The following is a 25,061-nucleotide window of genomic DNA, read 5'->3' as shown; positions in this document are numbered from 1 at the left end:
CCTAGGGCCTGTTCTGCCGTACGAGCCGGACGAACCGGACGTCCAGGTCGTCACCGCGGCCGGTGGCGATCCGGAAGTCGGTGCCGCCGTTCAGCCCGTTCGCGAGGACCGGCCCGGGCAGCCGGAAGGTCGCGGTCTTCCACGACCCGTCGCCGGTGCGGCGGACGGCCGGTGAGCGCCCGCCCTCATGCTCGATCCACCAGTCGCCCGTGCCCGCGTCCCGGTACGTCACCTTGATCTGCACCGGTTCGCGCCGTCCGTCCAGGAAGCGGTCGTCGAGGTCGAAGTACAGCGATGTCTGCCCCTTCGCGCGGTCGGTCCGCAGCCCCTCGTAGGCCGTGCCGTTCTCCTCCGTCAGGACATGCGTGTGGACGTCGGCCGTGGAGCGACGTGCCCTGCCGTCCGGCGCGACGTCCCGCTGGACGAGCCAGCGTTCGAGGTTGCGCACCCATGGGCGGCTCGCCCATTCCCGGGCACCGGTGAACGGACCGGTCCGGTCCTTCCAGTAGGTGTCCTCCGCGTCGCGCAAAGCCGCCCACGCGTCAGGTGAATCGGCCGTGGTCTTGCCGATGCTCAGCCGCACCCAGTTCCAGTGATCCGGGTACTCCTTCATATAGGACGGGCCCGGGACCACGTATACCCAGTTCATTCTCAGTTGCAGCGACTTCAGGTTCGACTGCCGGACGGCATAGTACGGCTCGTCCGTCGTGTAGCCGCAATCGTTGAAGCACTCGTTCTCGGTGGCGACGACATGCCGCCCGTCGTGGACGGGCAGGCGTTCGTCCACCGTCATGTGCCCGTTCCGTTCGACACGGCTTCCGTACGAGGGCGCCTCGTTGAGATGGAAGTTGAACTCCTCGGTGATGCCCGTCCGGATGCCGAGACCCGCGTCGACCGCCTGCCTGGCGAACAGGTCCGTCTTCGACCCCCACGGCCCCCAGGGGTAGTCCTCGCCGGTGAACACGAGCTTGGTGCGGTAGGGGCCGAAGATCTCAACGAGATCGCGCCAGGCGTGCCGGTACCACGACCGGTACTTCTCGAATGTCAGCCCCTCCTCGGCGGCCTGGCTGATGACGTCGTAATCGAACTCCGCCCATGTGAACGCGCCCGGCACATAGACGAAACGCAGCCGCGGATCAGCGCGAAGGTTCTTCTCGACGAACAGCTTCCGGTAGACGCCGAGAAGCCGTCCCCACACGCATTCGTCCCAGATCGGCAGGTGGTACTGCCCGTCGTAATCGGGCCCGACCGGCTGCACCCGGCACTCGACGGCCGCCCATTCCGGAGCCCACCGCGACCCGCTGGCGAACACGCGCATCCAGAACGGCCGGCCGTCCGCGAGCTGGTCGCGTAACGACGCGAAGTCCATGCCCTGGGCGGAGCCGGTCGTGTCAGTGCGCAGTCGCTCGGGACCGTCCGGCTGAAGCTGCCGCCAGGTGAGGTCGAGACCGCGCGTCCCCACCTCGAACTCCGGCGCCGCCTTCTCGGAGAAGAACCCGGAGTTCGCCGACGGCCGGACCCAGCCCGGCAGCGTCCAGTCGTCGCCCGCCCGCACCCGCACGCCGCCGGTCACCGCGTCCGCCGCGCCCGCGCCGGCCATCGGGAGCAGCACCGCGATCGCGGCCAGGGCCGCCGCCGCCCGCCTCATGACAGGCCGGTCCGGCGCAGCGGCTCGGGCAGCAGGTCGCCGTGCGCCTTCACCATCTCGTCGCACAGCGTCCAGATCTCCTCGATCGTGAGCGTGGCGGCCGTGTTCGGGTCGGCCATGGCGGCGTGCCGGATGTGGTCGGGGCGCCCCTCCGCCGCCGCCCGCACGGTCAGCTCGCCGACGTTGACGAACGACCGGTTGAGCGCCGCGCACTGCGGCGGGAGGTCCCCGACCGCGGTCGGCTGCACGCCCTGCGCGTCCACCAGGCACGGCACCTCGACCGCGCACCCCTCCGGCAGGTTGCCGATCAGGCCCCGGTTCACCACATTGCCGTACACGACCCGGGGCCTGCCGGTGACCATGCTGTGGATGATCTGCGGCGCGTACTCCATGCTCCCCTCCACCGGGATCGGCTCACCCGCCGCCAGTGCCGCCCGCGTCGTGGCGTACTCGCGCAGGTTCTCCTCGCTGACCCGGATGTACTCGTCCACGGGGATGCGCAGCCGCGCCACCTCCGCGTCGTGCCGCATGAACCACGGGACGTACTCCGCCGAATGCTCGCTGGTCTCGGTCGGGTAGTGACCGAGCCGCCGGTACATCTCGACCCGCACGCGGCGCCGCAGCTCCGGGTCGCGCTCGATCGCCTCGTCCAGCCTGGGGTACAGGTCCTCGCCGTCCCGCTGGAACGTGAGCACCCACGCCTGGTGGTTGACGCCCGCGGCCAGGTACGACACCTCCTCGTACGGGACGCCTACCAGCTCCGCGAGGCCGCGGGTCGTCCAGTACACCGAATGGCACAGCCCCACGGCGTTGCGGACGGGCGTCGCGGCGGCGAGGTACCAGACGTTCATCGCCATCGGGTTGGTGTAGTTCAGCAGCCACGCGTCCGGGCAGCACTCCGCCATGTCCGCCGCGATCCCGTCCAGGACGGGGAAGGTGCGCAGCGCCCGGAAGATCCCGCCCACCCCGATCGTGTCGGCGATCGTCTGGCGGAGCCCGAACCGCGCCGGGACCTCGAAGTCGATGACGGTCGAGCCGTGCCCGCCCACCTGGATCATGTTGATCACGAAGTCGGCGCCGTCGAACGCCTCCCGCCGCTCCAGATGCGCCGTGATCACCGGCCGGGCGCCGCGCGCCTCGGCGATCCGCCGCGCCGCCGCCTCGGCCGTCGCCAGCCGCTCGGCGTCGACGTCGTGCAGCGCGATGCGGGCGTCCGCCAGCTCCGGGAACCCGAGCAGGTCGGCGAGCAGCGCCTGCGTGAACACCACACTCCCGGCCCCCACAAAAACAATCTTCGTCATCGGACGCCCCTCCCGGCCGACCCGTCCTGGCACCCTTCGGTCCAGGTAGAGCCAGGCACGCATGCGCAATCACGCTCGAAATATCCACCAATCATCCACAAACAAACACCACCACACAAGACCGAGCGGGCGTCGGCGGCCCATCTGGGCGCCGTCACCACCGAGCCGGCCACGGTCGCGCTGAGCACCGACAGGCCGGGACCGGTCAGCCCGAGGGGCCCCGCCGGCTCGTGGGAGGCGGCGGGGCCTTCGGGGTGGGGGAGCGGGGGCTACGGCCAGCTCTGGATGCCGGCGCCGTAGGGGTACAGGGGGTCGCCGTAGTCGGTGGGTGGGGGCTGGCCTGCGTCGATGCGGGCGTGGATCTCGGCGCGTTCGGCGGGCGTGGCGCCCAGGTCGTACGGGATGTTCCAGTTCTCCACGGCGTCCTCGGGCCGGTCGACGCCGCCCGGACGGAGGATCTGGTCGACAGTGCGCGGAAGCTGCCAGGGCAGCCGCCCGCGCGGCTCGTAGTCGCCGAACAGCAGGCCCGCGGTCGCCGGGCCCACCTCCTCGCCGCCCCGGTAGGTCATCACGATGGCGTCGGCGATGCCGTTCCATTCGCTGATCACCGTGGGCCTCGGCAGGTCCATCACCACGACCACGGGCACGCCCTGGTCATGGAACCGCCTGATGAGCGCGAGCTGGTCGGGCGGCAGGTAGGGCCGCTCGTTCACCCACGCGGTCGCGTGGGTGTAGGAGGGTTCGCCGACCGCGACGACCGCGAGGTCCGGTGCGGGGGCGCTGTCCTGGTGGACGGTGACGCCCGCCTTCGCGGCACGGGCCTTGATCGCGTCCAGCAGGGTGAGCGAGCCGTGGTTCGGGTGGAAGTAGCTCGTCCAGATGCAGCACGCGGCGCCGTCCGTGGCGCGCGGCCCGGCCACCACGAGGTCGTCGCCCTCCTTCAGCTTGAGCGGCAGGACGCCGTCGTTCTTCAGCAGGGTGATCGACTCGCGGGCGGCCTGGTTCGCGAGCGCCGCGTAGGACGGCTGGTGGAACCGGTAGGGGCCGTTCACCGGGTCGCCGTACGGCCGGTCGAAGATCCCGAGTTTGAACTTGAGCCGCAGGACGCGCCTGACCGCGTCGTCGATCCGGCTCACCGGCACCCGCGCCGTGAAGTCGGCCATCGAGAACCCGGCCGCGCCGGGGTCGGCGCCGCCCATCACGTCCGACCCGGCGTTGGCCGCGCTCACCCACGCGCCCGACGGCAGCCAGTCCGTGGTGATGAGCCCCGTGTAGCCGAGCTCGTCGCGCAGGTACCGCAGGATCGGCGCGCTGTTCCCGGCACCCGGCCCGCCCGGATCGAGGTACTCGCTGCCCGCGTACCCGGGCATGACGTTGACGGCGCCGGCGTCCAGCGCCGCCCGCCACGGGATCATGTGGTACTTGATCGTCACCTCGTCGTAGGTGATGCCGGCCTCGCCGCCGGCGCCCTCGCCGGGCCAGTGCTTGACGGTGGCGAGGACGGAGCCCGGGTTCAGCTCCGGGCCGCCCTGCAGCCCGGCGACCAGCGCGCGCACCTGGGCGGCGGCCACGCCGGCGTTCTCGCCGTTGCCCTCCTGGATCCGGGGATAGAGCACCTTCGTCCCGACCTCGGCGAGGGGGCCGAGGACGCCGCGGGCCCCGATCTCCAGCTCCTCGCGGCGCTGCATGTCGCCGAGCCTGTAGTCGAGGGGGTAGTTCTTCGCGGCGGCGAGGGCGCTCTGCAGGGGATAGGTCGTCTCGTAGCCCGCGATCGTGTCGCCCGCCGACACCGGCGGGATGCCGAGACGCGTGCCGGCCGCCGCGCGGAGCACGGTGTGGAGGTCGTTCGGCTGGGCCGGGCCGAAGTGCCAGCCCGACCGGGCGTACGCCTGCGCGTTGTAGAACATCTGGTACGCCTTCTCCTCGGTGGTCATCCTGCCGAGAAGGTCGTCGACGCGGTCCTCAACGGGCCGGCGCCAGTCCTCGTACGGCTCGATCGAGCCGTTCTTGTTCAGGTCGCGGGCTCCGTTGACGATGCCGACTCCGTCGTCCACCGTCTCGATCTCGGGGAGGTAGACGCTGAACGTCCGGATGTTCGAGGTGGTCCGCGCGCCGGAGCCGTTCACCGCGACGACGTACCACCGGTACGTCCAGCGGTCGCCGATGTCCCAGGACGGTGCGTAGCTCGTCCCGGACGTCTCGGCGACCTTGGTGTAGAGGTCCAGCAGCGGGCCGGACGCGGTGAAGTCGTAGTCCGTGCGGCTGATGTTGATCCACACCTCGTAGCGGGCCGCCCCGGGGACGCCCGCCCAGGACAGGACGGGACGTCGCGTGTTCGTCACCATCGCGTGGTCGGCGGGCGTCACCAGCGCGAACTGGCCGGTCGTGCCCGGCGCCTTGGAGGGCGCGGAGAGCAGGGGAGGCGTGGTGGACGACGAGTCGACGGTCCCGAAGACCTGGAACTCCCAGAACGAGTACCCGTAACCCGTCGCGCGGTCCGTGCCGGAGAACCGGATGTAGCGGCCCTTCCCGGTGACGTCGAGGTTCTCGACGCCTCCCTTGCCGGTGGTCGTGGAATAGAGGGTCGTCCAGGACGTGCCGTCGCCGGACACGTCGAGGCGGTAGCCGGTCGCGTACGCCGCCTCCCAGTTCAGCGTGACGCCGGTGATCGTCGCGGTGCCGCCGAGGTCGACGCGGAGCCACTGGTCGTCGCCGGCCTCGCTGGACCAGCGGGTCGTGGTGCGGCCGTCGAGTGCCGCCGCGGGCGCGTTGCCGCCCTCCCAGGAGGACGCCGTCACCTGCTTGAACGCCGAGATCGGCGTCGTTCCCGGTGGCGGCCCGGTCTCGGCCTCGCCGTAGACCGAGAACTCCCACAGGGAGTATCCGTAGCCGGTGGCACGGGCGGTCCCGTACATCCGGATGTAGCGGCCGCGACCGGTGACGTCGAGGGTCTGGTTCCCGCCGGAACCGGTGGTCGTGGAGTAGATGGACGTCCAGTCGGAGCCGTTGCCGGAGACCTGGATCTGGAAGGCGGCCGCGTACGCCGCCTCCCAGTTCAGGACGACCTGGCTGATGTCCCTGCTCTCCCCGAGGTCGATCCGCACCCACTGGGGGTCGCTGAAGGCGCTCGACCAGCGGGTGCCGGCGTTGCCGTCCACCGCGGCGGACGCGGGGTAGGCGTCGCCCTCGCTGGACGACGCCGTCGCGGGCTTGTTCAGGGACAGCAGCGTCGCGGCGCGGGCGGCGCGCGCGGGGACGGTCAGGAGTGCGGCGAGCACCGCCAGCACGGTGAGGGCGCTCGTGTACCGCTGTCGTGCGGTCATCGGGTTCTCCCGGGTTACCAGCCGACGGCGACGAGGAGGTACCGCGGGTCGCCGTGCGAGATGAAGGAGGAGCGGCCGGCGTAGTCGTCGTACGGGAAGCCGTAGGCCAGCCGCCCGATCGCGTGGTCGTGCCAGAACTTCGCGTAGTAGTTCGCGGGCGCGGCGTTGTAGAACAGCGCCGGGTCGGACCACTGCGACCGCGGCAGGTGCGCGACGTGCCGGTTGAGCGCCGAGCACATCCCGGCGTCGTTCGCGAGCGGCCCGGAGCACCCGGTGACCTGCTGCGTCGTGGCCGAGACGCCGACGGACGCGGCGTAGGAGGCGAAGTAGCCCGCCTGCGCGCCGCCCGGCTGGAAGACGGGCGAGTTGCCCGGCGCCGGGATGCGGTACGGGGCCTCGACGGTCGCCAGCGAGTCGAACTCCGGCGGCACCTCGTCCACGAACCGCTGGAACGTGGCCGCCCGGTCCTCGGCGAAGGTGGCCTGGTCCTCGCCGACGGACACGTCGTACCCGTCGTGCGCCCGCAGGCGCATCGCGAGCTTCAGGCCGAAGCCGTCGACCCGGGTGGTGTTGCCGTTGAAGACGTCGGCGCCGACCGTGAACTCGATGAAGTCCTGGTAGCGGCTGGTGGGCGAGCCGAGGAAGAAGTACATCCGCCCGGCGGAGTTGACGGGCATGTCCAGGTACGGCTGCTCGGCGATCGAGTGGGTCTGACCGTTGAAGCTCCAGTACACCTGGCTGTCGGGATACCGGCCGTTCGTCCGGTTGAGCACCTTGACCATGAGGACGTTCCGCGCCGGCGGGATCGTCGAGGTGTCGCCCCAGAAGTCGTCCTCGGGCGGCGTGGTCGTCCCGGTCGTGTGGACGGCCATGCCGAACAGCGAGTAGCCGTACTGGGTGCCGCGGCTCGTCCCGTACATGCGGACGTAGCGGCCCTTGCCGGTGACGGCGAGGGTCTGGCTCCCGCCGGATCCGGTGGTGGTGGAGTAGGTGGAGGTCCAGTCGGTGGCGTTGTCGGAGACCTGGATCTGGAAGGACCTGGCGTAGGCGGCCTCCCAGGAAAGGACGACCCGGCAGATCTCCTGGCTGGTGCCGAGGTCGATCTGGAGCCACTGGGGGTCGCCGAAGGCGCTCGACCAGCGGGTGGCGGGGTTCCCGTCCACGGCCGCCGAGGCGGGGAACGACGCGTTCTCGGTGGACGAGGCGCCGGCGGGACGGTTCAGGGCGGCGTCCGACGTCCCGCACGCGGCGGCGTTCGCGGGGGCGCCCGGCGCGAGGGCGGCGGGCAGGAGCAGGGACAGGGCGGCCATGGCCGCGGAAAGCCTCATGGCATCTCCGTTTCGAGGGGGGCGGAGAGGAGGGGCGCGAGCCCCCGCGGGCCCGCCCGGCGCGGACCCGCGGGGAGCGTCAGCCGGGGATCAGGGGTAGGCGACCACGGTGGCCGGGACGGTGTCGGTGCCGGACGCCTCCGGGCCGGTGTCGTTGACGACGTGCCGGATGACCCCGTTCCCGCCCAGCGAGACCGTGAGCAGGCCGTGGAACCGCACACCGGGCCGGTTCGGCACCTCGAACCCGCGCGCCGCCACGATCGACGGGTCGACGTTGAAGTAGCAGTAGCTGCCGAGCCCCCAGCCCTCGTGCGTGGTGACCGAGTCGGCCACCTTGTACGCGGCGTAGCCGTCGGGCGAGTCGGCGCGCCAGGCGGACTGGTCCGGCGGGTCGTACGGCATCTCGTTCTGGAAGAAGATCGTCCTGCCGCCGTCGCCGTTCCAGATCAGCTGGTACTTCTGGTAGTGCTCCACGAACAGGCCGTAGGCGGTGACGTCGTCGCCGTTGACGACCACCCCGTTGGCCGCGGTGTTGACCGTCCAGCCGACCCCGGCGCCGTGGTCGGCGCGCCACGCCCAGATGTGGTCGAGCAGGACGTCGTCGCTGTTGACCACCAGGCTCGTGGACGCCCTGCCGGGCCCGGCGCCGCCGATCCGGAAGAACACGTCCTGCACGGACGCGGGGTTGCCGGCGTGGTCGGCGTTCCCGTTCTCGGGCCCGAGCCGCAGCAGCACCGGCGACTCGACCGGCCCGGCGTCGAACAGCAGCCCGGCCAGCTTGACGCCGTCCACGTCGGCGACGTTCATCGCCGTCACGCCGTTGCCGGGGATGAGGGTCGGGTAGCCGACGCCGAGCACGACGGTGTCGGGACGGGTCACCTCGATCGTCCGGTCGAGGTGGTACACGCCGGGCGTGAACAGCAGGTTCAGGCCCTGGCTCAGCGCGGCGTTGATGGTGGCCGCCGAGTCGCCGGGCTTGGCCACGTAGAACCGCGTCAGCGGGATGGACGAACCGGGCGTCGACCCGCCGGACCAGGTCGTCCCGCGCGAGTCGCGCCGCAGACCAGGCACGAAGACGTTGTACGCGCCCGCCGCGTCGACGTACAGGTACGGCTTCTCGCGCGTCACCGGGCTGGTGTTCAGCGTCGTGTACGGCGGGTTCGGGAAGCTCTGCGCGGGCGCGCCCTCGACACCGGAGAACACCATGTTCCAGACGCCGTTGAGGTTGCCGCCGATCTGGCTGTCCCGGGTGAGCCACTGCTGCTGGGAGTACGGCTGCACCTGGCCGTCCACCTTCGAGTCGGCGATGTAGCCGCCGCTCGCCCAGCCGTAGCCGGTGGGGGCGAGGTTGAGGTCGCCGCGGACGTGGATCCGCCGGAACGGCGCCGCCTGCGACACCGCCCACTGGTTCGTCCCGCCGGGCGGGCTGATCGACAGGTTCTCGGCGGACCGCCAGAAGTTCTGCGTGGCGTTGCCGCCGAACCAGCCGGCGTCCACGGTGACCCCGTTGAGGGTGACGTCGTCGGGGTCGCGGCCGAGGCCGGCGATCGAGGTGTAGAAGCCGATGTTCGCGTTGACGTTGTAGCTGCCCGGCTTGAACAGCAGCGCGTACCGGGCCGTCCCGAACTGGTCGCTCTCCTGCTCGCGGAAGACGGCGTCGAGCCTGCCCTGGATGTCGGACGCGCTCATCGACGGGTCGAACACCAGCACGTTCGGCCCGAGGTCCCCGCCGCCGGGGAGCGGCCCGCCGCCGGAGCCGGTGTGCACGGCCATGCCGAACAGCGAGTAGCCGTACTGGGTGCCGCGGGCGGTTCCGTACATCCGGACGTAGCGGCCCTCGCCGGTGACGTCGAGGGTCTGGGTGCCGCCGCTCGCGTTCGTCGTGGAGTAGATCGAGGTCCAGTCGGAGGCGTTGCCGGAGACCTGGATCTGGAACGCCTTGCCGTACGCGGCCTCCCAGGTCAGGACGACCTGGCAGATCTCCTGGCTGGAGCCGAGGTCGACCTGTAACCACTGCGGATCGGTGAACGCGCTGGACCACCGTGTTCCGGAGTCACCGTCGACGGCCGCGGAGGCGGGGAAGGCCGCGTTCTCGGTGGTCGAGGCGGTGGCCGGGCGGTTTAGCGCGGCGTCCGCGGTGCCGCAGGCCGCCGCCGCGGCGCGTCCCGTGGGACCGGGGACGGCGAGGGCGAGAGCGAGCAGGAGCGCGAACGCGGCCGCCGGCCAGGCTCTCCCGAACGGCGGCGCAGGGGGTGGGACGGGATGCATGGCGCATCTCCTTCGGGGTGGGTGCGACTGAGCTGGGCCCCTTTGATCACGCTTTATTTCACAGCCTGATTTAAGGCGGGGAATATGTGGCCGTCAAGAGCCCCCCGAGACGTGTTGAACTCCCGCCCGCCGGGGCGCGTACCCCTCCGCGTAGATCGACACCCCGGAACCAGGAGGGTTCATGAGGCGCCGGAAGAGCGTGAGGAACAATCGGCTGCGCACCGTGGTCACGACGACCGCGGTGGCCGCCGGATCCGCCGGGCTCGTGGCCGGCTCGCTGTACGTCGTGCACGCCGAGGGACGGTCGGGCGGCCAGGAGGCGAAGCTCGCGGGGGACGCGCGGGCCGGGCGCCAGGGCGCGGGCCAGGACGCGGTGCGCGCCGCGCGGACGACCGGGCAGGCCGCCGCCAAGGCCGCCGGCATCGCCGACCGCCTCGGCGACCGCACGACCGGCGCCTACGTCGACTCGGCGGGACGCCCCGTCGTCACGGTCACCAACGCCACGGACGCTGCCGCGGTGCGGTCCGCCGGGGCCGTCCCCAAGATGGCGCAGCGCAGTCCCGCGACGCTGAAGCGTGTCACGAACACCCTCCAACGGTCGGTGGCGGACATCCCCGGCACCGGATGGGCGGTCGACCCCGCCACATCCAAGGTCACGGTGTGGACGGACGACACGGTCACCGGCACGCGGATGGCGGCAGTCCAGCGCACGACCCAGCAGATGGGCGCGGCGATCCGCATGGTGCGCATCCCCGGGAAGCTCCGCTCGTTCGCCCTCGGCGGCGACGCGATCTTCGGCGGGGGCGCCCGCTGCTCGCTCGGCTTCAACGTCAAGCGCGGCCAGCAGGACTTCTTCCTGACCGCGGGCCACTGCGGCAACGAGGTCCAGGAGTGGACCTCGGACCAGCAGGGCGCCGAGGCCGTCGGCACCACCGTGCAGAGCAGCTTCCCCGGCAACGACTTCGCGCTCGTGGAGAGCGCGGAGGGCGCCGCGGGCGAGAGCGCGGTCAACCTCTACAACGGCGAGTCGCAGGAGATCACCGAGGCCGCCGAGGCCGTGGTCGGCCAGCGCGTCCTGCGCAGCGGGAGCACCACCGGCGTCTCCGACGGCACCGTCACCGCGACCGGCGCCACGGTGAACTTCGCCGAGGGCACCGTCACCGGGATGATCCAGACCACCGTCTGCGCCGAGCCGGGCGACAGCGGCGGCCCGCTCTTCGCCGACACCACCGCCCTCGGCCTCACCTCCGGCGGCTCCGGCGACTGCCAGACCGGCGGCGTCACCTTCTTCCAGCCCGTCACCGAGGCCCTCGACGCCTTCGGCGCGGAGATCGGGGCGGCCAGCGGCGGCCAGGGCGCAGGCGGCGGCGAAGGGGCCGGCGGCGGCCAGGGCGCCGGTGGCGGTGAGGGCGCAGGCGGCGGCGAGGAGGCCGGGGGAGGCCAGGAAGGCGCCGGCGGCCAGGAGGGCGCCGGGGCTCCCGAAGGCGGCCAGGCTCCCGAAGGCGGTCAGCCCGCAGGGAACGGCGAGCCCTCCAGGGGCTACTGACCGGGAACGGCCAAGGAAGCCCAGTCCACATCCGGCCTGGGCTTCCTTCGGGCCCCGCGCCACCTGACAGGTCGCCCCGGACGTCACGGATCAGGTGACAACAGGGTGGATCGGCTGAAAGGCTTTCCTCGCACGACGCGCTCACGGGTTCGCGCGGCAAGGGGAATGGCGAGGAGGCGACGGCTGTGACCGTCTCGATGGTTAAGGGTCAGCGGATCTCGCTGGAGAAGCCCGGCGGCGCGCTGAGCATGGTCCGGATGGGCCTCGGCTGGGACGCGGTGAAGAAGAAGGGGTTCTTCGGATCCCGCGAGCGGGAGATCGATCTGGACGCCTCCTGCGTGCTCTTCGCCGACCGCAACCTCGCCGACGTGGTCTACTTCGGCAAGCTGGTCAGCGACGACGGCTCCGTCCGGCACACCGGCGACAACCTGACCGGGGCGGGCGACGGCGACGACGAGTCGGTGATCGTCGACCTGGCGCGGCTGCCGGTCCACGTCACCTCGCTGGTGTTCACGGTGAGCTCCTTCAACGGGCAGACCTTCAACGAGGTGGAGAACGCCTTCTGCCGCCTGGTCAACGAGGTGGACGGCGGCGAGATGGCCCGGTACACGCTGACCGGCGGCGGCGCCCACACCGCGATGGTGATGGCCCGCATCTACCGCCACGGCGGGGCCTGGAAGATGAACGCGATCGGCGAGCCGTGCCATGGCCGCACCTTCCAGGACATGCTGCCGACGATCGCCGCGCACTGCTGACCGCCGATGGCCGACCTCCCACGTGGCGGCAACGCTCCGCTGCCCGCCCGGCGGGTGACCGCCACCGTGTCCTGCGCCGTGCCCGTCGACGTCAGCGCCCTGCTCGTCGGGCCCGACCTGCGGGTGCGGTCGGACGCCGACCTGGTCTTCTTCAACGCCCCCGAGGCGCCCGGCGTCCGCTGGGCCGACGGCGGCGCCGGCCAGCGCGTCGAGCTCGACCTCGACGCGGTCCCCGCCGGGCTCACGGTGCTGATCGCGGTGAGCCTGGCGGGCGCGGGCTCCTTCGGGACGATGCCGCCGCCGCGGCTCCGCCTCACCGCGAGCGGCGGCGACCCCGCGGCCGAGTTCACCGTCCGGGGGCTCGGCCCGGAGAAGGCGATCATCGGGCTGGAGATCTACCGCCGCGCCGAGGCGTGGAAGGTGCGCGCCGTCGGCCAGGGCTACGCGGGGGGCCTGGCCGAGCTGGTGGAGGCGCACGGCATCGAGGTGGACGACCCCGGCGAGCAGGACGCCGCCATGGCCGCCCCGCCCCCGGGACCCGCGGTGGGCGCGCCCCCGCCTCCCCGGCCGCCGCAGCCGCCCCCCGCGCAGCCGCCCCCCGCGCAGCCGCCCCCCGCACAGCCGCCCCCCGCACAGCCGCCCTCGGCACCGCCGCCCCCCGCACAGCCGCCGCCGGCCTCGGCACCGCAGCCGCCCGCGCCGGGGCAGCCGTCGTCCACCGAGGTCGAGTACATCGAACGCTGCTGGCTGGTCTGGGAGGACGCCAGCCGTTCGGTGGCGGCCTTCCGCGCCGCCACCGAGCACGCGCTCACCCTCCGCAACGAGGAGATCGCCGGCCGGCAGCCGCGCGGGCGGTTCGAGCAGCTCATGCGGGAGGCCGACGAGCGCCTGCGCGCCGACGCCGGCCAGCTGCGCGACGAGCTGGCGAGAGTGGAGCCGCAGCTCACGCCCGAGGTGGCGCCGTTCGACGCGCCGTCCTGGCTGACCTGGCGGCCCGGCGTCGACCTCGCCGAGGGAATGCTGCTCGGCCGGCTGTCGACCGCCGAGCTGCCGGGCCTGCGGGTGCCGCTCGTGCTGCGGCTGCCCTGGCGCCGCGCCATGTGGATCTCGCGCGGCGTGATGCCCGGCGACGCGGCCGCCTACGCCTGGTCGCTCGCGACCCGGTTCCTCGCTGCCGTGCCGCCCGGCGTCCTCGGCCTGGAGGTGATCGACGCGGCCGGGCTCTCCGGCGCGGGCTGGCTGCACGGCTTCGACCCGGCCACCTGCGCCCGCCTGCTGGGCGGCGGCGTGGCCACCGGCCCGCACGCGGCCGAGCGGCTCCGCCGCCTCCTCGACCTGGTCGACCTGCGCCGCATCGGCGGCGCGGAGGAGTCCCTCGCGGGCCCGATGGGCGGCCCGCCGGTGCGCCTGGTGATGATCCTCGACGCCGGCGCCGCGCTCGACGGCGAGGACGCGGACCGGCTGCTGCGCCTGGTCGAGGACGGCCCGCTGGTCGGTGTCCCGGTGCTGCTGGTCGAGACCGACACGCCGGCGGCCGAGTCCGTCCGCGCCATGCGGGTCCGCCAGTCGTGCAACAACCTCCCGTCCAGCGAGGACGCCATCGGCGACTCCTGGGTGGGCGTCGACTGGACCCTCACCCCGGAGGTCCTCCCGGACGCCGGCGACGGCACGCGCCCACCGGCCCTGTTCACCCACGTCCTCGGCGCGCACGCCCGGAGCATCGCCTCCCACGGCTGAGCCAAGCCCCGGCGAACGGCATAGGGACGCCTCTCGAAACTTTCGAGAATTGCGTCCAGTGATCGCTCATCGAGCCTCGTGAGAATTGGATGCCGCACGCATTCGACACGCGTCCTGCGACGTCAACCGTCCTGTGGAACGATCTAGATTCGACCGGATGACCGAAATGTTTCGAAAGGAATCGTTGACACTGTCGGGGAAGCGCGCGCATACTCACACCCGATCGGCCGGTTCCGCCACCGGTTCCGCCGCCGGATCCACCCCTTCGGGGGCGCGGTCATCGGTGGCGGGACGGCCGAGCCCCCCGCCGATGCTCCCGAGGAGGAAGCATGTACGAGCACGCCACCCCCGCCGGCCCGATCACCCGCAGGCGCCTCATCGGCGCGGGCGCTCTCGGCGCGGCCCTGGTCGCGTCCGCCGCCCTGCTGCCCGGCTCGGCCGCCGCCGACACGGTCATCACCACCAACCAGACCGGGACCGACAACGGGTACTTCTACTCGTTCTGGACCGACGGCGGCGGGTCGGTGTCGATGACGCTGAGGAGCGGCGGCAGCTACAGCACCTCCTGGTCCAACGCCGGGAACTTCGTCGCGGGCAAGGGCTGGAGCAACGGCGGCCGCAGGACCGTGAACTACTCGGGCAGCTTCAACCCGTCCGGCAACGGATACCTGGCCCTCTACGGGTGGACGTCGAACCCGCTCGTCGAGTACTACATCGTCGACAACTGGGGCAGCTACCGGCCCACCGGAACCTACAAGGGCACCGTCACCAGCGACGGCGGCACCTACGACATCTACAAGACCACGCGGTACAACGCCCCGTCCGTCGAAGGCACCAGGACCTTCGACCAGTACTGGAGCGTCCGGCAGTCCAGGCGGACGGGGGGCTCCATCACCACCGGCAACCACTTCGACGCCTGGGCGCGCGCCGGCATGAACCTGGGCGCCTTCCGCTACTACATGATCATGGCCACGGAGGGCTACCAGAGCAGCGGCAGCTCCAGCATCACCGTCGGCTGAGCGCCGGAGGAGCCCGCCATGCGCACCGGATCACCCTTGCCCAGACGCACGCTGTCGACGGCACTGGCCGCCGCGGCGGCGGCGACCGCGGCCCTCGCCGTGACCGCCGCCCCCTCCCACGCCGCCGCCTGCAACGGATACATCGGGCTCACCTTCGACGACGGCCCGTCCAACGACAACACCCCGAGCCTGCTCAACGCGCTCACCCAGTACGGCCTGCGGGCGACGATGTTCAACCAGGGCCAGTACGCCGCCGCCTACCCGGCCCAGGTCCGGGCCCAGGTCAACGCCGGCATGTGGGTCGGCAACCACAGTCACACCCATCCGCACATGACCCAGCTCAGCGAGGCGCAGATGGACTCGGAGATCTCCCGGGCCCAGCAGGCCATCGCCGGCGCCGGAGGCGGCACTCCCCGGCTGTTCCGCCCGCCCTACGGCGAGACCGACGCGACCCTGCGCTCGGTGGAGACCAGGCACGGCCTCACCGAGATCATCTGGGACGTCGACTCGCAGGACTGGAACGGGGCGAGCACCGACGCGATCGTGCAGGCCGCCGGCCGCCTCACCGCCGGTCAGATCATCCTCATGCACGAATGGCCCGCCAACACGCGCGCGGCCATTCCGCGGATCGCCCAGGTCCTGGCCGCTCGCGGCCTCTGCGCGGGAATGATCTCACCGCGGACCGGCCGTGCCGTCGCCCCCGCCTGATCGAAGAACCGCGAGAGCCGGGCGCGGCGGCCCACAAGGCCGCCGCGCCCATCGCCGTCCGGAGCGGCCTGCTCAGCCGTAGGCGTACTCGTCGATGTCCAGCTCGGCGCGTGTGAGGCGGAGGAACTCCAGCACCCGCCCGTCCAGGTGCCAGCCCAGCAGCTGGTGCTGACCGGGGAGTTTCTCCAGGCCGCCGGCCGGGGCGGGCCGGGCCTCCTCCTCGCCGTCCGGATGCTCGAACACCCGCACCACCTGGAGGGTGGCCGCGCGCCACCCCTCACCGGCGCCGTCGAGTTCGAGGGCCAGGGCGCCGATGCGTTCCGCGTGCTCGAACAGCCTGTCCACGACCCGGGCGATCTGCTCGTCCACGGTGAGCCCGGGCCGGCGGCAGACGATCCGCCACGTGTGCGCGACGGGACGCGGCGGCCGCGCCAGACGGCTTCCGCGCACCTTGCTCTCGTCCGCCTCGATCCCGAGCCGCGCGCTGATCTCGGTGGCCGGCACCCGCGTCGATTTCAGAGCGAAGTAGACGTACTGGGACACCCGCATCCGGTGACCCTATCGACGCCGCTGCTGAGAGCGGATCCGCCGTGGGCGGATCGGACTATGACCACCGCATGGCCCCGCGCAGAGTGAAAGGCATGAGCGAGGAACCAGGAATCCCCATGTTCAACGAGCGCGTGCGGCGCGAGCTCTACCAGCAGCGTGTTCTCGTGCTCGACGGCCCACTCGACGACGACAACGGCACCCTGCTGGCGACGCAGCTGATCACCCTGGCGAAGGAGGACGCGTCGTCCGACATCGCGCTGTGGATCCATTCGCCCGGCGGGTCGGTGCCGTCGATGCTCGCCATCCGCGATGTCATGCGGCTCGTCCCGTGCGACGTGTCCACGGTGGTGCTCGGCATCGCCTACAGCGCCGGGCAGTTCCTGCTGTCGTCCGGCACCCGCGGCAAGCGCCGCGCCCTGCCGCACGCACGCGTGCTGATGCATCAGGGCTCCGCCGGGATCGCCGGCGCCGCCGTCGACATCGAACTGCAGGCCAACGACCTGCGGCACACCCGCGACACCGTCCTCGGCCTTATCGCCGAGGACACCGGCCAGCCCCTCGACCGGGTCTTCGAGGATTCGCTGCACGATCGCTGGTACACCGCGCAGGAGGCCCTCGAATACGGATTCATCGACTCCGTCGTCGGCACGCTGGACGACGTCGTCCCCGTGGTCCACCGCACCGTCGGGCTCGGCGTCCCGGCCGAAGGAGGCGTCCGATGAGCACCTACACGATCCCGAACGTCATCGCCCAGCACCCGCGCGGCGAGCGGATCATGGACGTCTACTCGCACCTGCTGACCGAGCGGATCATCTATCTCGGCACCGCCATCGACGCGGGCGTCGCGAACGCCCTCGTCGCGCAGCTGCTGTACCTGGAGGCCGACAACCCCGACGGCGACATCCAGCTCTACATCAACTGCGAGGGTGGTGACCCGAGCGCGATGCTCGCCGTCTACGACACGCTGCGCTACATCCGTCCCCAGGTGGCGACGACCTGCGTGGGGCAGGCGGTCGCCGTCGGCGCCGTGCTCCTCGCCGCGGGCACTCCCGGGAAGCGCGCCGCGCTGCCGCACACCCGCGTCGTCCTGCACCAGCCGGTGGGGCAGGGGCGCGGGGCGATCCCGGACCTCATCCTCCAGGCGGACGAGGTCGTCCGCGTCCGCGCGGACATCGAGGACATCCTCTCCCGGCACACCGGGCAGGACACCGCGACGCTGCGCACCGACACGGACCGGGACCGGGTGTTCACCGCGACGACGGCGCGGGACTACGGCCTCATCGACCACGTGATCGAGGAACGCCGGCCGCTCCCCATGTGAGGGACCGCCTAGGCGGCCAGCGCGTAGGCGACCTGGCAGGTGGGGCCCGCCGGAGCGGTTCCGGCGGGCATCGCCAGAAGGCTCGTCGCGATCGCGAGCGTCAGGTCGCCGAGCGTGACGTCCAGGGCGCCGGCCACCGCGGCGATCATCTCGCTGGACGGCTCCTTGACCCCGCGCTCCATCTCGGAGAGGTACTGCGGGGAGACGCCGGCGCGGCGGGCGGTCTCGACCAGGATCTCGCCGCGTTCCAGGCGCAGCCGCCGCAGGCACTGGCCGAGCGCGTCCCGCCACAGCGGTTCCGTCGGCTGGGGTGGCGCGGCCGGCCCGTGCGGCGGCTCGTGCGGCGGCTCGTCGGCGGGCATCAGCGGGCGGGCGGTCTCGGCCATGCCGTCATGGTAGATCGGCGGTACCGTCCACCCCCAGGCATTCCGCCCACCGCAGAACCGGGCCGCTCTCCCGCCGGAACGCCGGGGTCGGTCATCCTTGATGGCATGCGGATACTGGTCGTGGGCGCGGGGATCGTCGGGGCGGCGCTGGCGGACCGGCTCACCCGCCCGGGAGCCGGCGGCCGAGCGCGCCCGCGGGACGAGGTCACGGTGGTCGAGGCGCGGGAGCCCGGCGCCGGGACGTCCGGCACCGGCTACGCCTGGCTCAACGCCAACGACCCCGGCGACCCGGCCTACCACCGGTTCCGGACGGCGGCGCTGGCCGCGTGGCGGGACCTGGCCGCCGGGTTCGGCGCCCCGGCCTGGTACCACCCGGCGGGCTGCACGACGTGGGCGGCGGACGGGGACGCCCGCAGCCAGCTGGGGGACCGGGTCGCCCGCCTGGCCGGCCTCGGATACGCCGCCGAGCTCATCGACGCCGGCCGGTTGCGTGCGCTCGAACCGCACGTCCGAGCCCCACGGGACGCGATCATCGCGCACTACCGCGACGAGGGCTACGTGCACGGCGGCCCGGCCGCGCGGGCGCTGGCCCGGCGCGCGCGTGCGTCGGGCGCCGGGTTCGTCACCGGTCACTGCGCGGTCGCGCTCACCACCGAGGGCGAGCGCGTCACCGGCGTGCGGCTGGACGACGGCCGCGGCCTGGACGCCGACCTCACGGTCTGCGCCGCGGGCCGGCACGCGCCCGCGCTGCTGGCAACGGCCGGCGTCGCGCTCGCGCTGGTCGACCCGTCCGAGCCCGGCTCGGCCGCCCCCTGCCTCGTCGCCACCACCTCCGCGGCGCCGGGCGCCCTCAACGGGCTCGTGCACGCTCCCGGCCTGTCCGCCCGGCCGTCGGAGGACGGAGGTCTCGTGCTGGAGGCCGGCGATCTCGACGCCGGGGTCGACGAGTCGGCCACCCCGGAGCTGGTCCGGGAGGTGGGCGCCGAACTCCTCGCCCGTGCGCGCGCCGTCGTCCCCGGCCTGACCGCGGAGGTCGCCGCGGTGCGGCGGTGCGTCCGTCCCCTGCCCGCCGACGGGTATCCGCTCATCGGTTTCCAGCGGCGCGGTCTGTACACCGCCGTCACCCACAGCGGGATGACGCTCGCTCCCCACCTCGCTTCGCTGATCGACCAGGAGATCCACGGCCGCCCGTCGCCGGCGCTCGACGCCTACCGGCCGGATCGGGCGGGCCTGGACCGCTCGTGACCGGCGAGGCACCCCGCGCAGGCGTCAGACGGGAGTGATCGGCAGGGAGCGCCGCGGCTCGAAGGCGAACCCGGTGCCGGTGCTGAACCGGACGACGGCGACCTCGTCGGCCTCGGGGGTCGGCAGGTCGCGGCGGAGGACGTCCAGCCGCCATGCCCCGCCGGACCCGAGCGCGGCGGCCTCGACGTCGAGGCAGGGGTCGACGGCGCGGACGGCGGCTCGGAGCGGAGCCGTCCACTCGGGGCCGCACAGGGAGATCCAGGCACCGTCCTCGTGGGCGGGCGACGGGCGGACCTCGACGCTCCCGTCCCCGATGACGGCATCGACGTAGGCGGAGGGGTTGAGGAGCGGGTGCACCGCCAGCAGGCGGGCCGCTCCCCGCGCGTCCCCCGGCAGGTCCAGGGCGCGGGCGAGACGCTCCGCGGCGACGCCGGCGATCCCCACCAGCTGCTTGCGGCGGATCCGGAGCAGCTCGCCGTCGTCGGCGGCCCGCTCGGCCACGGCGAGGCCGAAGGCCCGGTCGAGCAGGTGCATCTGCAGGCAGACCTCGTCGGCGATCCGGGCCAGCGCGGATCGCGAGAAGGCGGCGAAGTCGAGGTCGGACAGCAGCGGTCCCGAGTAGTCGGCGAGGCCGTCGTCGGACGGGTCGATCGGCGCCAGGCCGAGGTTCGCGGCCCGGGAGCGCTCGTTGACGGCCAGCAGCGGGATGCCCCGCGCGTCCGGGTACGACTCGTCGATGATCACGGTCCACGCGCAGTGGGGGTGCCGGTCGGCCGGCGTCCGCGGGGGCCGGTGGATCGGCCGCACCTGAGCCTTCGGGTTGGTCGCGACCGCGGTCGCGTCGAAGGTCGGGTCCTCGATGTCGTGGCACATGGAGCGGACGTAGGCCTCGCCCATCGGCTCCACGTCCATCAGGGCGCCGCAGTGATCGAGGTGGAACTCGCCGTGCCACCGGTCGTGGACGGTGTAGCGGAAGTCCATGAACTGCGGCGGAGCGCCGATGTCGAGCTGGAGGCCCTTGAAGATGGTCGGGACGTCGCCCTTCCCGGGGACCTCGGGGGCGTAGCCGAGCGCCCGCTGCATCCGCCTGGTGTAGATCGGGCTCGACGCCGCCCACTCCTCGATCGCGATCCGCGCCATCTCCTCCCTTCCGAACGCCGAGATGCACCACGCCATCCCGGACCGGTCGATGAGCTGGCCGATCAGGAGCAGCTCGGGCACGACGACCGCGAGCTCCGCCCGGGACAGGTCGGCGTACCGGCTCGGGGGTGTCGCCGGCGGGTGGGCCATCTGCGGGACTCCTCGTACGCGTCGGATCGGTCGGGTTCACACTAGAACGCGTTCTACTATTTCTGGAATACTTTCCTGGACACCTGTCCGGCCGACGGGCGGCGCCCGCCCATCGAGGAGAGCCATGGCCATCCGCGTCCTGCACGTGGCGACCGGCAACGTCGGCCGCATCGCCCTGTCACAGCTGATCGAGGATCCCCGCTTCGAGCTGGCCGGCCTGGTGGTGTCGAGCCCGGAGAAGGTCGGGCGGGACGCCGGCGAGCTCGCCGGCCTCGGCGTCGTGACGGGCGTGGCGGCCACCGCCGACCTGGACGCGGCCCTGGCCGCGCGGCCGGAGTGCACGTCCTACTGCGCGATCGGCGAGGTCCGCCTGTTCGACGCGCTCGGCGACATCCAGAAGATCCTCGCCTCGGGCAGCAACGTCGTCGCCTCCTCGCCGGTGCCGCTCATCTACCCGTGGGGAGTGCTGCCGGACCGCATGATCGAGCCCGTCGAGGACGCCTGCCGGGCCGGCAGGACGAGCCTCTTCGCCACCGGAGTGGACCCCGGATGGGTCAACGACCTGCTGCCCTTCGCGATCGCCAGCACGTGCCAGCGGGTGGAGCAGGTGCGCTGCTCGGAGATCGCCGACTACGCGACCTACGACGGCGGACCGGTCATGTTCGACTTCATGGGCTTCGGCCGTCCTCCCGGGGACCTGCCGAAGATGTTCAAGCCGGGGATGCTGGCGGCGTCCTGGGGCGTCAGCCTCCGCATGCTGGCCCGGGGATTCGGCTTCGAGCTGGACGACATCACCGAGTGGTACGAGCTGGAGCCGGCGCCGGAGGCGTTCGACGTGGCCGCCGGGCACGTCCCCGCGGGCGGGATCGCCGGCATGCGGTTCCAGATCCGCGGCGTCGCCGGCGGCCGGGAGGTCCTCGTCATCGACCACACGACCCGGCTCCGCGGCGACCTGCGCCCCGACTGGCCGCAGCCGGCGCAGGACGGCGGCTCCTACCGGGTCGAGATCGTCGGCGAGCCGTCCTACCGCGTCGACGTCTGCCCGACCAGCGCCAGGGGGGACCACAACTACGCCGCGATCGCCGCGGGCGCCGGCCGCATCGTCAACGCGATCCCCGACGTCGTCGCGGCGCCGCCGGGCCTGCGGACCCCGCTCGACCTGCCCTTCAACACCGCCCGCGGCGTGTTCGCCGCGGCGCTGTCCGACTGAGACCGGCACGGCAGAAAGGACCCGGCGATGGGACGACTGGACGGGAAGACCGCCCTGATCAGCGGGGGTGCGCGCGGTATCGGGGAGGCCTCCGCGCGGGCCCTGGTGGCCGAGGGCGCCGCGGTCGTGATCGGCGACATCCTCGACGACGAGGGCAAGGCCGTCGCGGACGACCTGGGCGACGCGGCCCGCTACGTGCACCTCGACGTGACGAGCCCGGAGGACTGGGCGTCGGCCGTCGAGACCACCGTCGGCGAGTTCGGCGGCCTCACCGTGCTCTTCAACAACGCCGGGATCGCCAACGGCGCGGCGATCAACCGGTTCAAGCTGGAGAAGTGGCGGCAGATCATCGACGTCAACCTCACCGGCCCGTTCCTCGGCATCCGCGCGGCCACCGACGCGATGATCGCGTCCGGCGGCGGCTCGATCATCAACACCTCGTCCATCGAGGGCCTGCGCGGGACATCCTGGGCGCACGGCTACGTCGCCTCCAAGTGGGGGCTGCGGGGCCTGACCAAGTCGGTCGCCGTGGAGCTCGCCCCGCACGGCATCCGCGTCAACTCCCTCCACCCCGGCCTGATCCGGACCCCGATCACCGAGGGCATCCCCGACGACATGATCCCGGTGCCGCTCGGACGCCCCGGCCGCCCCGAGGAGGTCGCCTCCTTCGTGGTCTTCCTCGCCAGCGACGAGTCGTCCTACGCCACCGGCGCCGAGTTCGTCATGGACGGGGGCACCGTCAACCAGATCCCCCACAAGTGACCCGTCCGCCCGGCACGGGGCTCAGAGCTCCCGGCGGATCCGCATCCGGCGGACCGCCATGACGGCACCGCCGATCGTGAAGATCAGCACCGCCCCGGCGATGCCGCCCGCCGCGAGGAGCAGCTCCCAGCTCCGGTCGGAGGCCGGGGACGTGCCGGCCACCGGGCTGGGCGTGACGTCCACCGGTCCGGGGGAGCCGCCCGGTGCCTGCCCGCCCGGCGCAGGGGAGGCCTCGGAGCGCTCGGGGGAGGGGGCCTGCTTCGCGGGCCGCTTCCGCGCGGCGCCGAACGTGACGTCGGAGCAGGAGTAGTAGGTGTCGGGCGTGTCCGAGGTCTGCCAGACCGTGTAGATGAGGTGCCGTCCCGTCTTGCCGCGGGGGAGCCGTCCCGTGAAGACGTACGCCCCGTTCCGCCGCGGCGGGTCCTTCACCTTCAGGAACGGCTCGGCCTCCAGCGCCGACCAGGTCAGCGGGCGGGTGGGCCGGTAGCCGTCGCGGGTGATGTACAGCCGGAGACCGCCCCGGTGGGGGATCGACACCCGGTAGCGGAACGTGTGGCGGGCGGCGGCGGTCAGCCGGGTCGCGGGCCAGTCCGCCCGCGGCAGGTCCAGTCCGCGGAACCGCTCGATGCCCGCGCTGCACAGCTCGCCGTCCGGGATCATCCGCCGGTCGCGGCCGTTGACGTTCGGCACGCGCAGCTCGTCCCACTCGGCGAGCGCCGCGCCGCTCACCTTCGCCGCGGCCCGGCAGGCGGCGCTCGACCGTTCGGCGCCGCGCCCCGGCTCGCAGCCGGTCGCGCGGCTCGCCGGGTTCTCCAGCGCCCCGTGCGCCCCGGCCGGAGCGGCCGGGAGCGCCGTGCCGAGCAGGATCCCGAGCACGGTCGCGAAGGCCGGCACGCGAACGCCCACGTCAAAGCCCCCCTCAGATCGGAAACTCCCAGCAGTACGCATCCGGCCCGGGAGGGGGTTCACCCGCCGGAAACACCGGCTCTCCCTCGCCCTGTACGGACCGGAACTGCGCGACCGCAGCGATTGTCGGCAGATGAATTAAGAGAAAAGGAGCCTTTCCCACGGGAGTGGAAGCCGATTGTGAACAGCATCGAGCTCGGGGCGCCTTTTAGACGGTTCACCTATGTCCTCGACCGTCGATACGGCGGGAAGTTCGATGCGGCGAAAACGCCACATCATCGATCGTTCGGGATAGGTTGTCCGGGGTCGATCAAGACGATATTCATGAATCATCTCGCGATCACCCCTTACTTGCCTCTCCCTGGGATCGAATGACCACGCGCCTGCCCTCCTTCCCCGCCGCGGACGAGAGTCCGCTGGCCACCTGCGTACGGCTGCGGGAGATCGCTCCCATGGTCGAAGTCGAGTTCCCCGGGGGCGTCCCCGCCTACCTGGCACTGACCCACACCGCCGCACGGGAGATCCTCGCCGGAGACAACAAGACCTTCCTGCGGGACCCGGAGCACTGGCCCGCGCTGCACGACGGATCGATCCCCGACGACTGGCCCCTGCGCGCCATCGTCCAGGGCGGCCACCTGTCCACGAAGGACGGCGACGACCACCGGCGGCTGCGCGGCCTGGTCGGCAAGGCGTTCACGCCCGCGCGGGTGAAGGCGCTGGAGCCGCGTATCCAGCAGATCGTGGACGGTCTGCTGGACGACGTCGTGGCCGCCGGCGACGGCGTCGACATGGTTCCCGCTTTCACCGAGGCGCTCCCGATGTGGGTGATCTGCGAACTGTTCGGAGTGCCGGCCGAGGAGCGGCCGCGGATGCGCGACTGGACCGCCAGGCTGCTCGCGCACACCACCCCGCCGGAGGAGGCGTTCGCGACCCAGAACGCCCTCCAGGCATATCTGCATGAATTGGTGGAGCGCAGGCAGCGGATACCGGGCGACGACCTCACTTCCAGCCTCGTCCAGGCCCGCGACGAGAATGACAGGCTGACCACCGACGAACTGGTCGGCGTGCTGTGGCTGATGCTCGTCGCCGGTCACGAGACCACCGTCCACCTGCTCGGCAATGCCATCGTGGCGCTGGACCAGAATCCGGACCAGCTGGAAAGGGTCAAGGCCGAGCACCGGTGGGACGACGTGGTCGAGGAGACCCTGCGCTACCGCCACTCGGTGATGATGACCAGCTTCCGTTTCACCGCGGAGGACGTGACGATCGCCGGGGTGCGGATCCCCAAGGGGCAGGCGGTGGGCGTCGTCTACCAGGCGAGCGGCCTCGACCCGGCGGAGTACGGCGACACCGCGGACACCTTCGACTTCACCCGGGAGCAGAACCAGCGTCTCGTGTTCGGTCACGGCCCCAGGTACTGCATCGGCGCGGCGCTGGCGCGGCTGGAGGGCCGGCTGGCGCTCTCCGCGCTCTACCGGCGGCTGCCTGAACTCGCCCTCACCATCGAGCCCGCCGACATCCCCTACTCGCCGTCGTTCTTCACGGTCGGCCCGCTCTCCCTGCCGGTCGCCCTCGGCACCGTCAGGCCCTGAGCGGGCGCTCCCCGCCGCCGGATCGGCCGCCGACCGGCCCGGGGATCGCGGTCCGGAACGCGCGGGCCGCCGCATCGAAGATCGCCCGGGTTTTCCGGGAAAGCATGTGCGCGTGCGCTCCATGGTGCATTCTGATCACGCCTTTAAGTCCGTAATGGCCGCCGAGC

Annotated in this window: 19 protein-coding genes and 1 pseudogene; 11 read left to right on the top strand and 9 right to left on the bottom strand. The window is 72.3% G+C overall.

The features are described 5' to 3' along the window. Window position 1: 1 nt before the first annotated feature. From BM339_RS21250 to BM339_RS21230, 5 genes are all read right to left on the bottom strand, one after another. Window positions 2-1,648: a hypothetical protein gene (locus BM339_RS21250; RefSeq protein ID WP_075021974.1), complete on the bottom strand. Its 1,647-nt coding sequence runs from the start codon at window positions 1,646-1,648 to the stop codon at window positions 2-4. Next, complete coding sequence (gene melA / locus BM339_RS21245) at window positions 1,645-2,949, bottom strand: alpha-glucosidase/alpha-galactosidase (RefSeq protein WP_075021973.1); 1,305 nt, start codon at window positions 2,947-2,949, stop codon at window positions 1,645-1,647. Before melA ends, BM339_RS21250 begins: the two co-directional genes overlap by 4 nt. Before the next feature lie 269 nt (window positions 2,950-3,218). Further along, on the bottom strand, window positions 3,219-6,272 hold the full coding sequence (locus BM339_RS21240) for a discoidin domain-containing protein (RefSeq protein WP_075021972.1): 3,054 nt from the start codon (window positions 6,270-6,272) through the stop codon (window positions 3,219-3,221). 14 nt (window positions 6,273-6,286) lie between these two features. Then, on the bottom strand, window positions 6,287-7,600 hold the full coding sequence (locus tag BM339_RS52325; protein ID WP_075021971.1) for a beta-1,3-glucanase family protein: 1,314 nt from the start codon (window positions 7,598-7,600) through the stop codon (window positions 6,287-6,289). A gap of 90 nt (window positions 7,601-7,690) precedes the next feature. Further along, on the bottom strand, window positions 7,691-9,868 hold the full coding sequence (locus tag BM339_RS21230; protein ID WP_075021970.1) for a discoidin domain-containing protein: 2,178 nt from the start codon (window positions 9,866-9,868) through the stop codon (window positions 7,691-7,693). Between the two features lie 181 nt (window positions 9,869-10,049). Here BM339_RS21230 and BM339_RS21225 point away from each other — a divergent pair, with 181 nt between their 5' ends. The 5 genes and pseudogenes from BM339_RS21225 (at window position 10,050) to BM339_RS21205 (ending at window position 15,633) form a co-directional block, all read left to right on the top strand. Then, entirely contained in the window at window positions 10,050-11,414 is a 1,365-nt protein-coding gene (locus BM339_RS21225) for a S1 family peptidase (RefSeq protein ID WP_083597806.1), read from the top strand. A gap of 185 nt (window positions 11,415-11,599) precedes the next feature. Further along, window positions 11,600-12,169, top strand: coding sequence for a TerD family protein (locus tag BM339_RS21220; protein WP_021600514.1), 570 nt, complete (start codon window positions 11,600-11,602; stop codon window positions 12,167-12,169). 6 nt (window positions 12,170-12,175) lie between these two features. Further along, window positions 12,176-13,906, top strand: coding sequence for a TerD family protein (locus tag BM339_RS52320; protein WP_075021969.1), 1,731 nt, complete (start codon window positions 12,176-12,178; stop codon window positions 13,904-13,906). A gap of 329 nt (window positions 13,907-14,235) precedes the next feature. Next, window positions 14,236-14,922, top strand: a pseudogene (locus tag BM339_RS21210) (glycoside hydrolase family 11 protein); the annotation flags it as partial. A gap of 21 nt (window positions 14,923-14,943) precedes the next feature. Then, window positions 14,944-15,633 carry a polysaccharide deacetylase family protein gene (locus BM339_RS21205; RefSeq protein WP_075021968.1) on the top strand — a complete coding sequence of 230 codons (690 nt, stop codon included), beginning with the start codon at window positions 14,944-14,946 and terminating at the stop codon, window positions 15,631-15,633. Between the two features lie 72 nt (window positions 15,634-15,705). Here BM339_RS21205 and BM339_RS21200 read toward each other — a convergent pair whose 3' ends face one another. Continuing rightward, a complete protein-coding gene (locus BM339_RS21200) occupies window positions 15,706-16,182 on the bottom strand; it encodes a DUF4279 domain-containing protein (RefSeq protein ID WP_075021967.1) in 477 nt (158 codons plus the stop codon). 92 nt (window positions 16,183-16,274) lie between these two features. Between BM339_RS21200 and BM339_RS21195 the strand changes: the two genes are divergently transcribed. Continuing rightward, window positions 16,275-16,904 carry a ClpP family protease gene (locus tag BM339_RS21195; RefSeq protein ID WP_024934846.1) on the top strand — a complete coding sequence of 210 codons (630 nt, stop codon included), beginning with the start codon at window positions 16,275-16,277 and terminating at the stop codon, window positions 16,902-16,904. Beyond that, the gene (locus BM339_RS21190) at window positions 16,901-17,503 is read left to right on the top strand and encodes a ClpP family protease (RefSeq protein ID WP_075021966.1); all 603 of its coding nucleotides are present in this window, start codon (window positions 16,901-16,903) and stop codon (window positions 17,501-17,503) included. The genes BM339_RS21195 and BM339_RS21190 overlap by 4 nt, the downstream gene beginning before the upstream one ends. An 8-nt stretch (window positions 17,504-17,511) precedes the next feature. On the opposite strand, the gene BM339_RS21185 is transcribed toward BM339_RS21190, so the two are convergent. After that, window positions 17,512-17,889, bottom strand: a complete 378-nt coding sequence (locus tag BM339_RS21185; RefSeq protein ID WP_021599657.1) for a helix-turn-helix domain-containing protein — start codon at window positions 17,887-17,889, stop codon at window positions 17,512-17,514. 105 nt (window positions 17,890-17,994) lie between these two features. Between BM339_RS21185 and BM339_RS21180 the strand changes: the two genes are divergently transcribed. Then, window positions 17,995-19,134 carry an NAD(P)/FAD-dependent oxidoreductase gene (locus tag BM339_RS21180; protein WP_177287744.1) on the top strand — a complete coding sequence of 380 codons (1,140 nt, stop codon included), beginning with the start codon at window positions 17,995-17,997 and terminating at the stop codon, window positions 19,132-19,134. Between the two features lie 24 nt (window positions 19,135-19,158). Here the strand turns inward: BM339_RS21180 and BM339_RS21175 are convergent, their stop codons facing one another. Continuing rightward, the gene (locus BM339_RS21175) at window positions 19,159-20,424 is read right to left on the bottom strand and encodes a hypothetical protein (protein WP_021592868.1); all 1,266 of its coding nucleotides are present in this window, start codon (window positions 20,422-20,424) and stop codon (window positions 19,159-19,161) included. Between the two features lie 124 nt (window positions 20,425-20,548). Between BM339_RS21175 and BM339_RS21170 the strand changes: the two genes are divergently transcribed. Continuing rightward, entirely contained in the window at window positions 20,549-21,634 is a 1,086-nt protein-coding gene (locus tag BM339_RS21170) for an NAD(P)H-dependent amine dehydrogenase family protein (protein WP_021592867.1), read from the top strand. Between the two features lie 27 nt (window positions 21,635-21,661). Further along, window positions 21,662-22,396 (top strand): glucose 1-dehydrogenase, encoded by a 735-nt coding sequence (locus BM339_RS21165; RefSeq protein WP_021592866.1) that lies wholly within the window; start codon window positions 21,662-21,664, stop codon window positions 22,394-22,396. Window positions 22,397-22,417: 21 nt separating this feature from the next. Here BM339_RS21165 and BM339_RS21160 read toward each other — a convergent pair whose 3' ends face one another. Continuing rightward, the gene (locus BM339_RS21160) at window positions 22,418-23,302 is read right to left on the bottom strand and encodes a lytic polysaccharide monooxygenase auxiliary activity family 9 protein (protein ID WP_244938603.1); all 885 of its coding nucleotides are present in this window, start codon (window positions 23,300-23,302) and stop codon (window positions 22,418-22,420) included. Window positions 23,303-23,673: 371 nt separating this feature from the next. Here BM339_RS21160 and BM339_RS21155 point away from each other — a divergent pair, with 371 nt between their 5' ends. Further along, on the top strand, window positions 23,674-24,894 hold the full coding sequence (locus tag BM339_RS21155) for a cytochrome P450 family protein (protein ID WP_083597804.1): 1,221 nt from the start codon (window positions 23,674-23,676) through the stop codon (window positions 24,892-24,894). The last annotated feature ends 167 nt before the right edge of the window (window positions 24,895-25,061 follow it).

Origin of the sequence: Actinomadura madurae, from assembly GCF_900115095.1 — a bacterium.
GTDB classification, from domain to species: Bacteria; Actinomycetota; Actinomycetes; order Streptosporangiales; family Streptosporangiaceae; genus Spirillospora; species Spirillospora madurae.
This window is presented reverse-complemented; position numbering and strand designations above follow the sequence as displayed.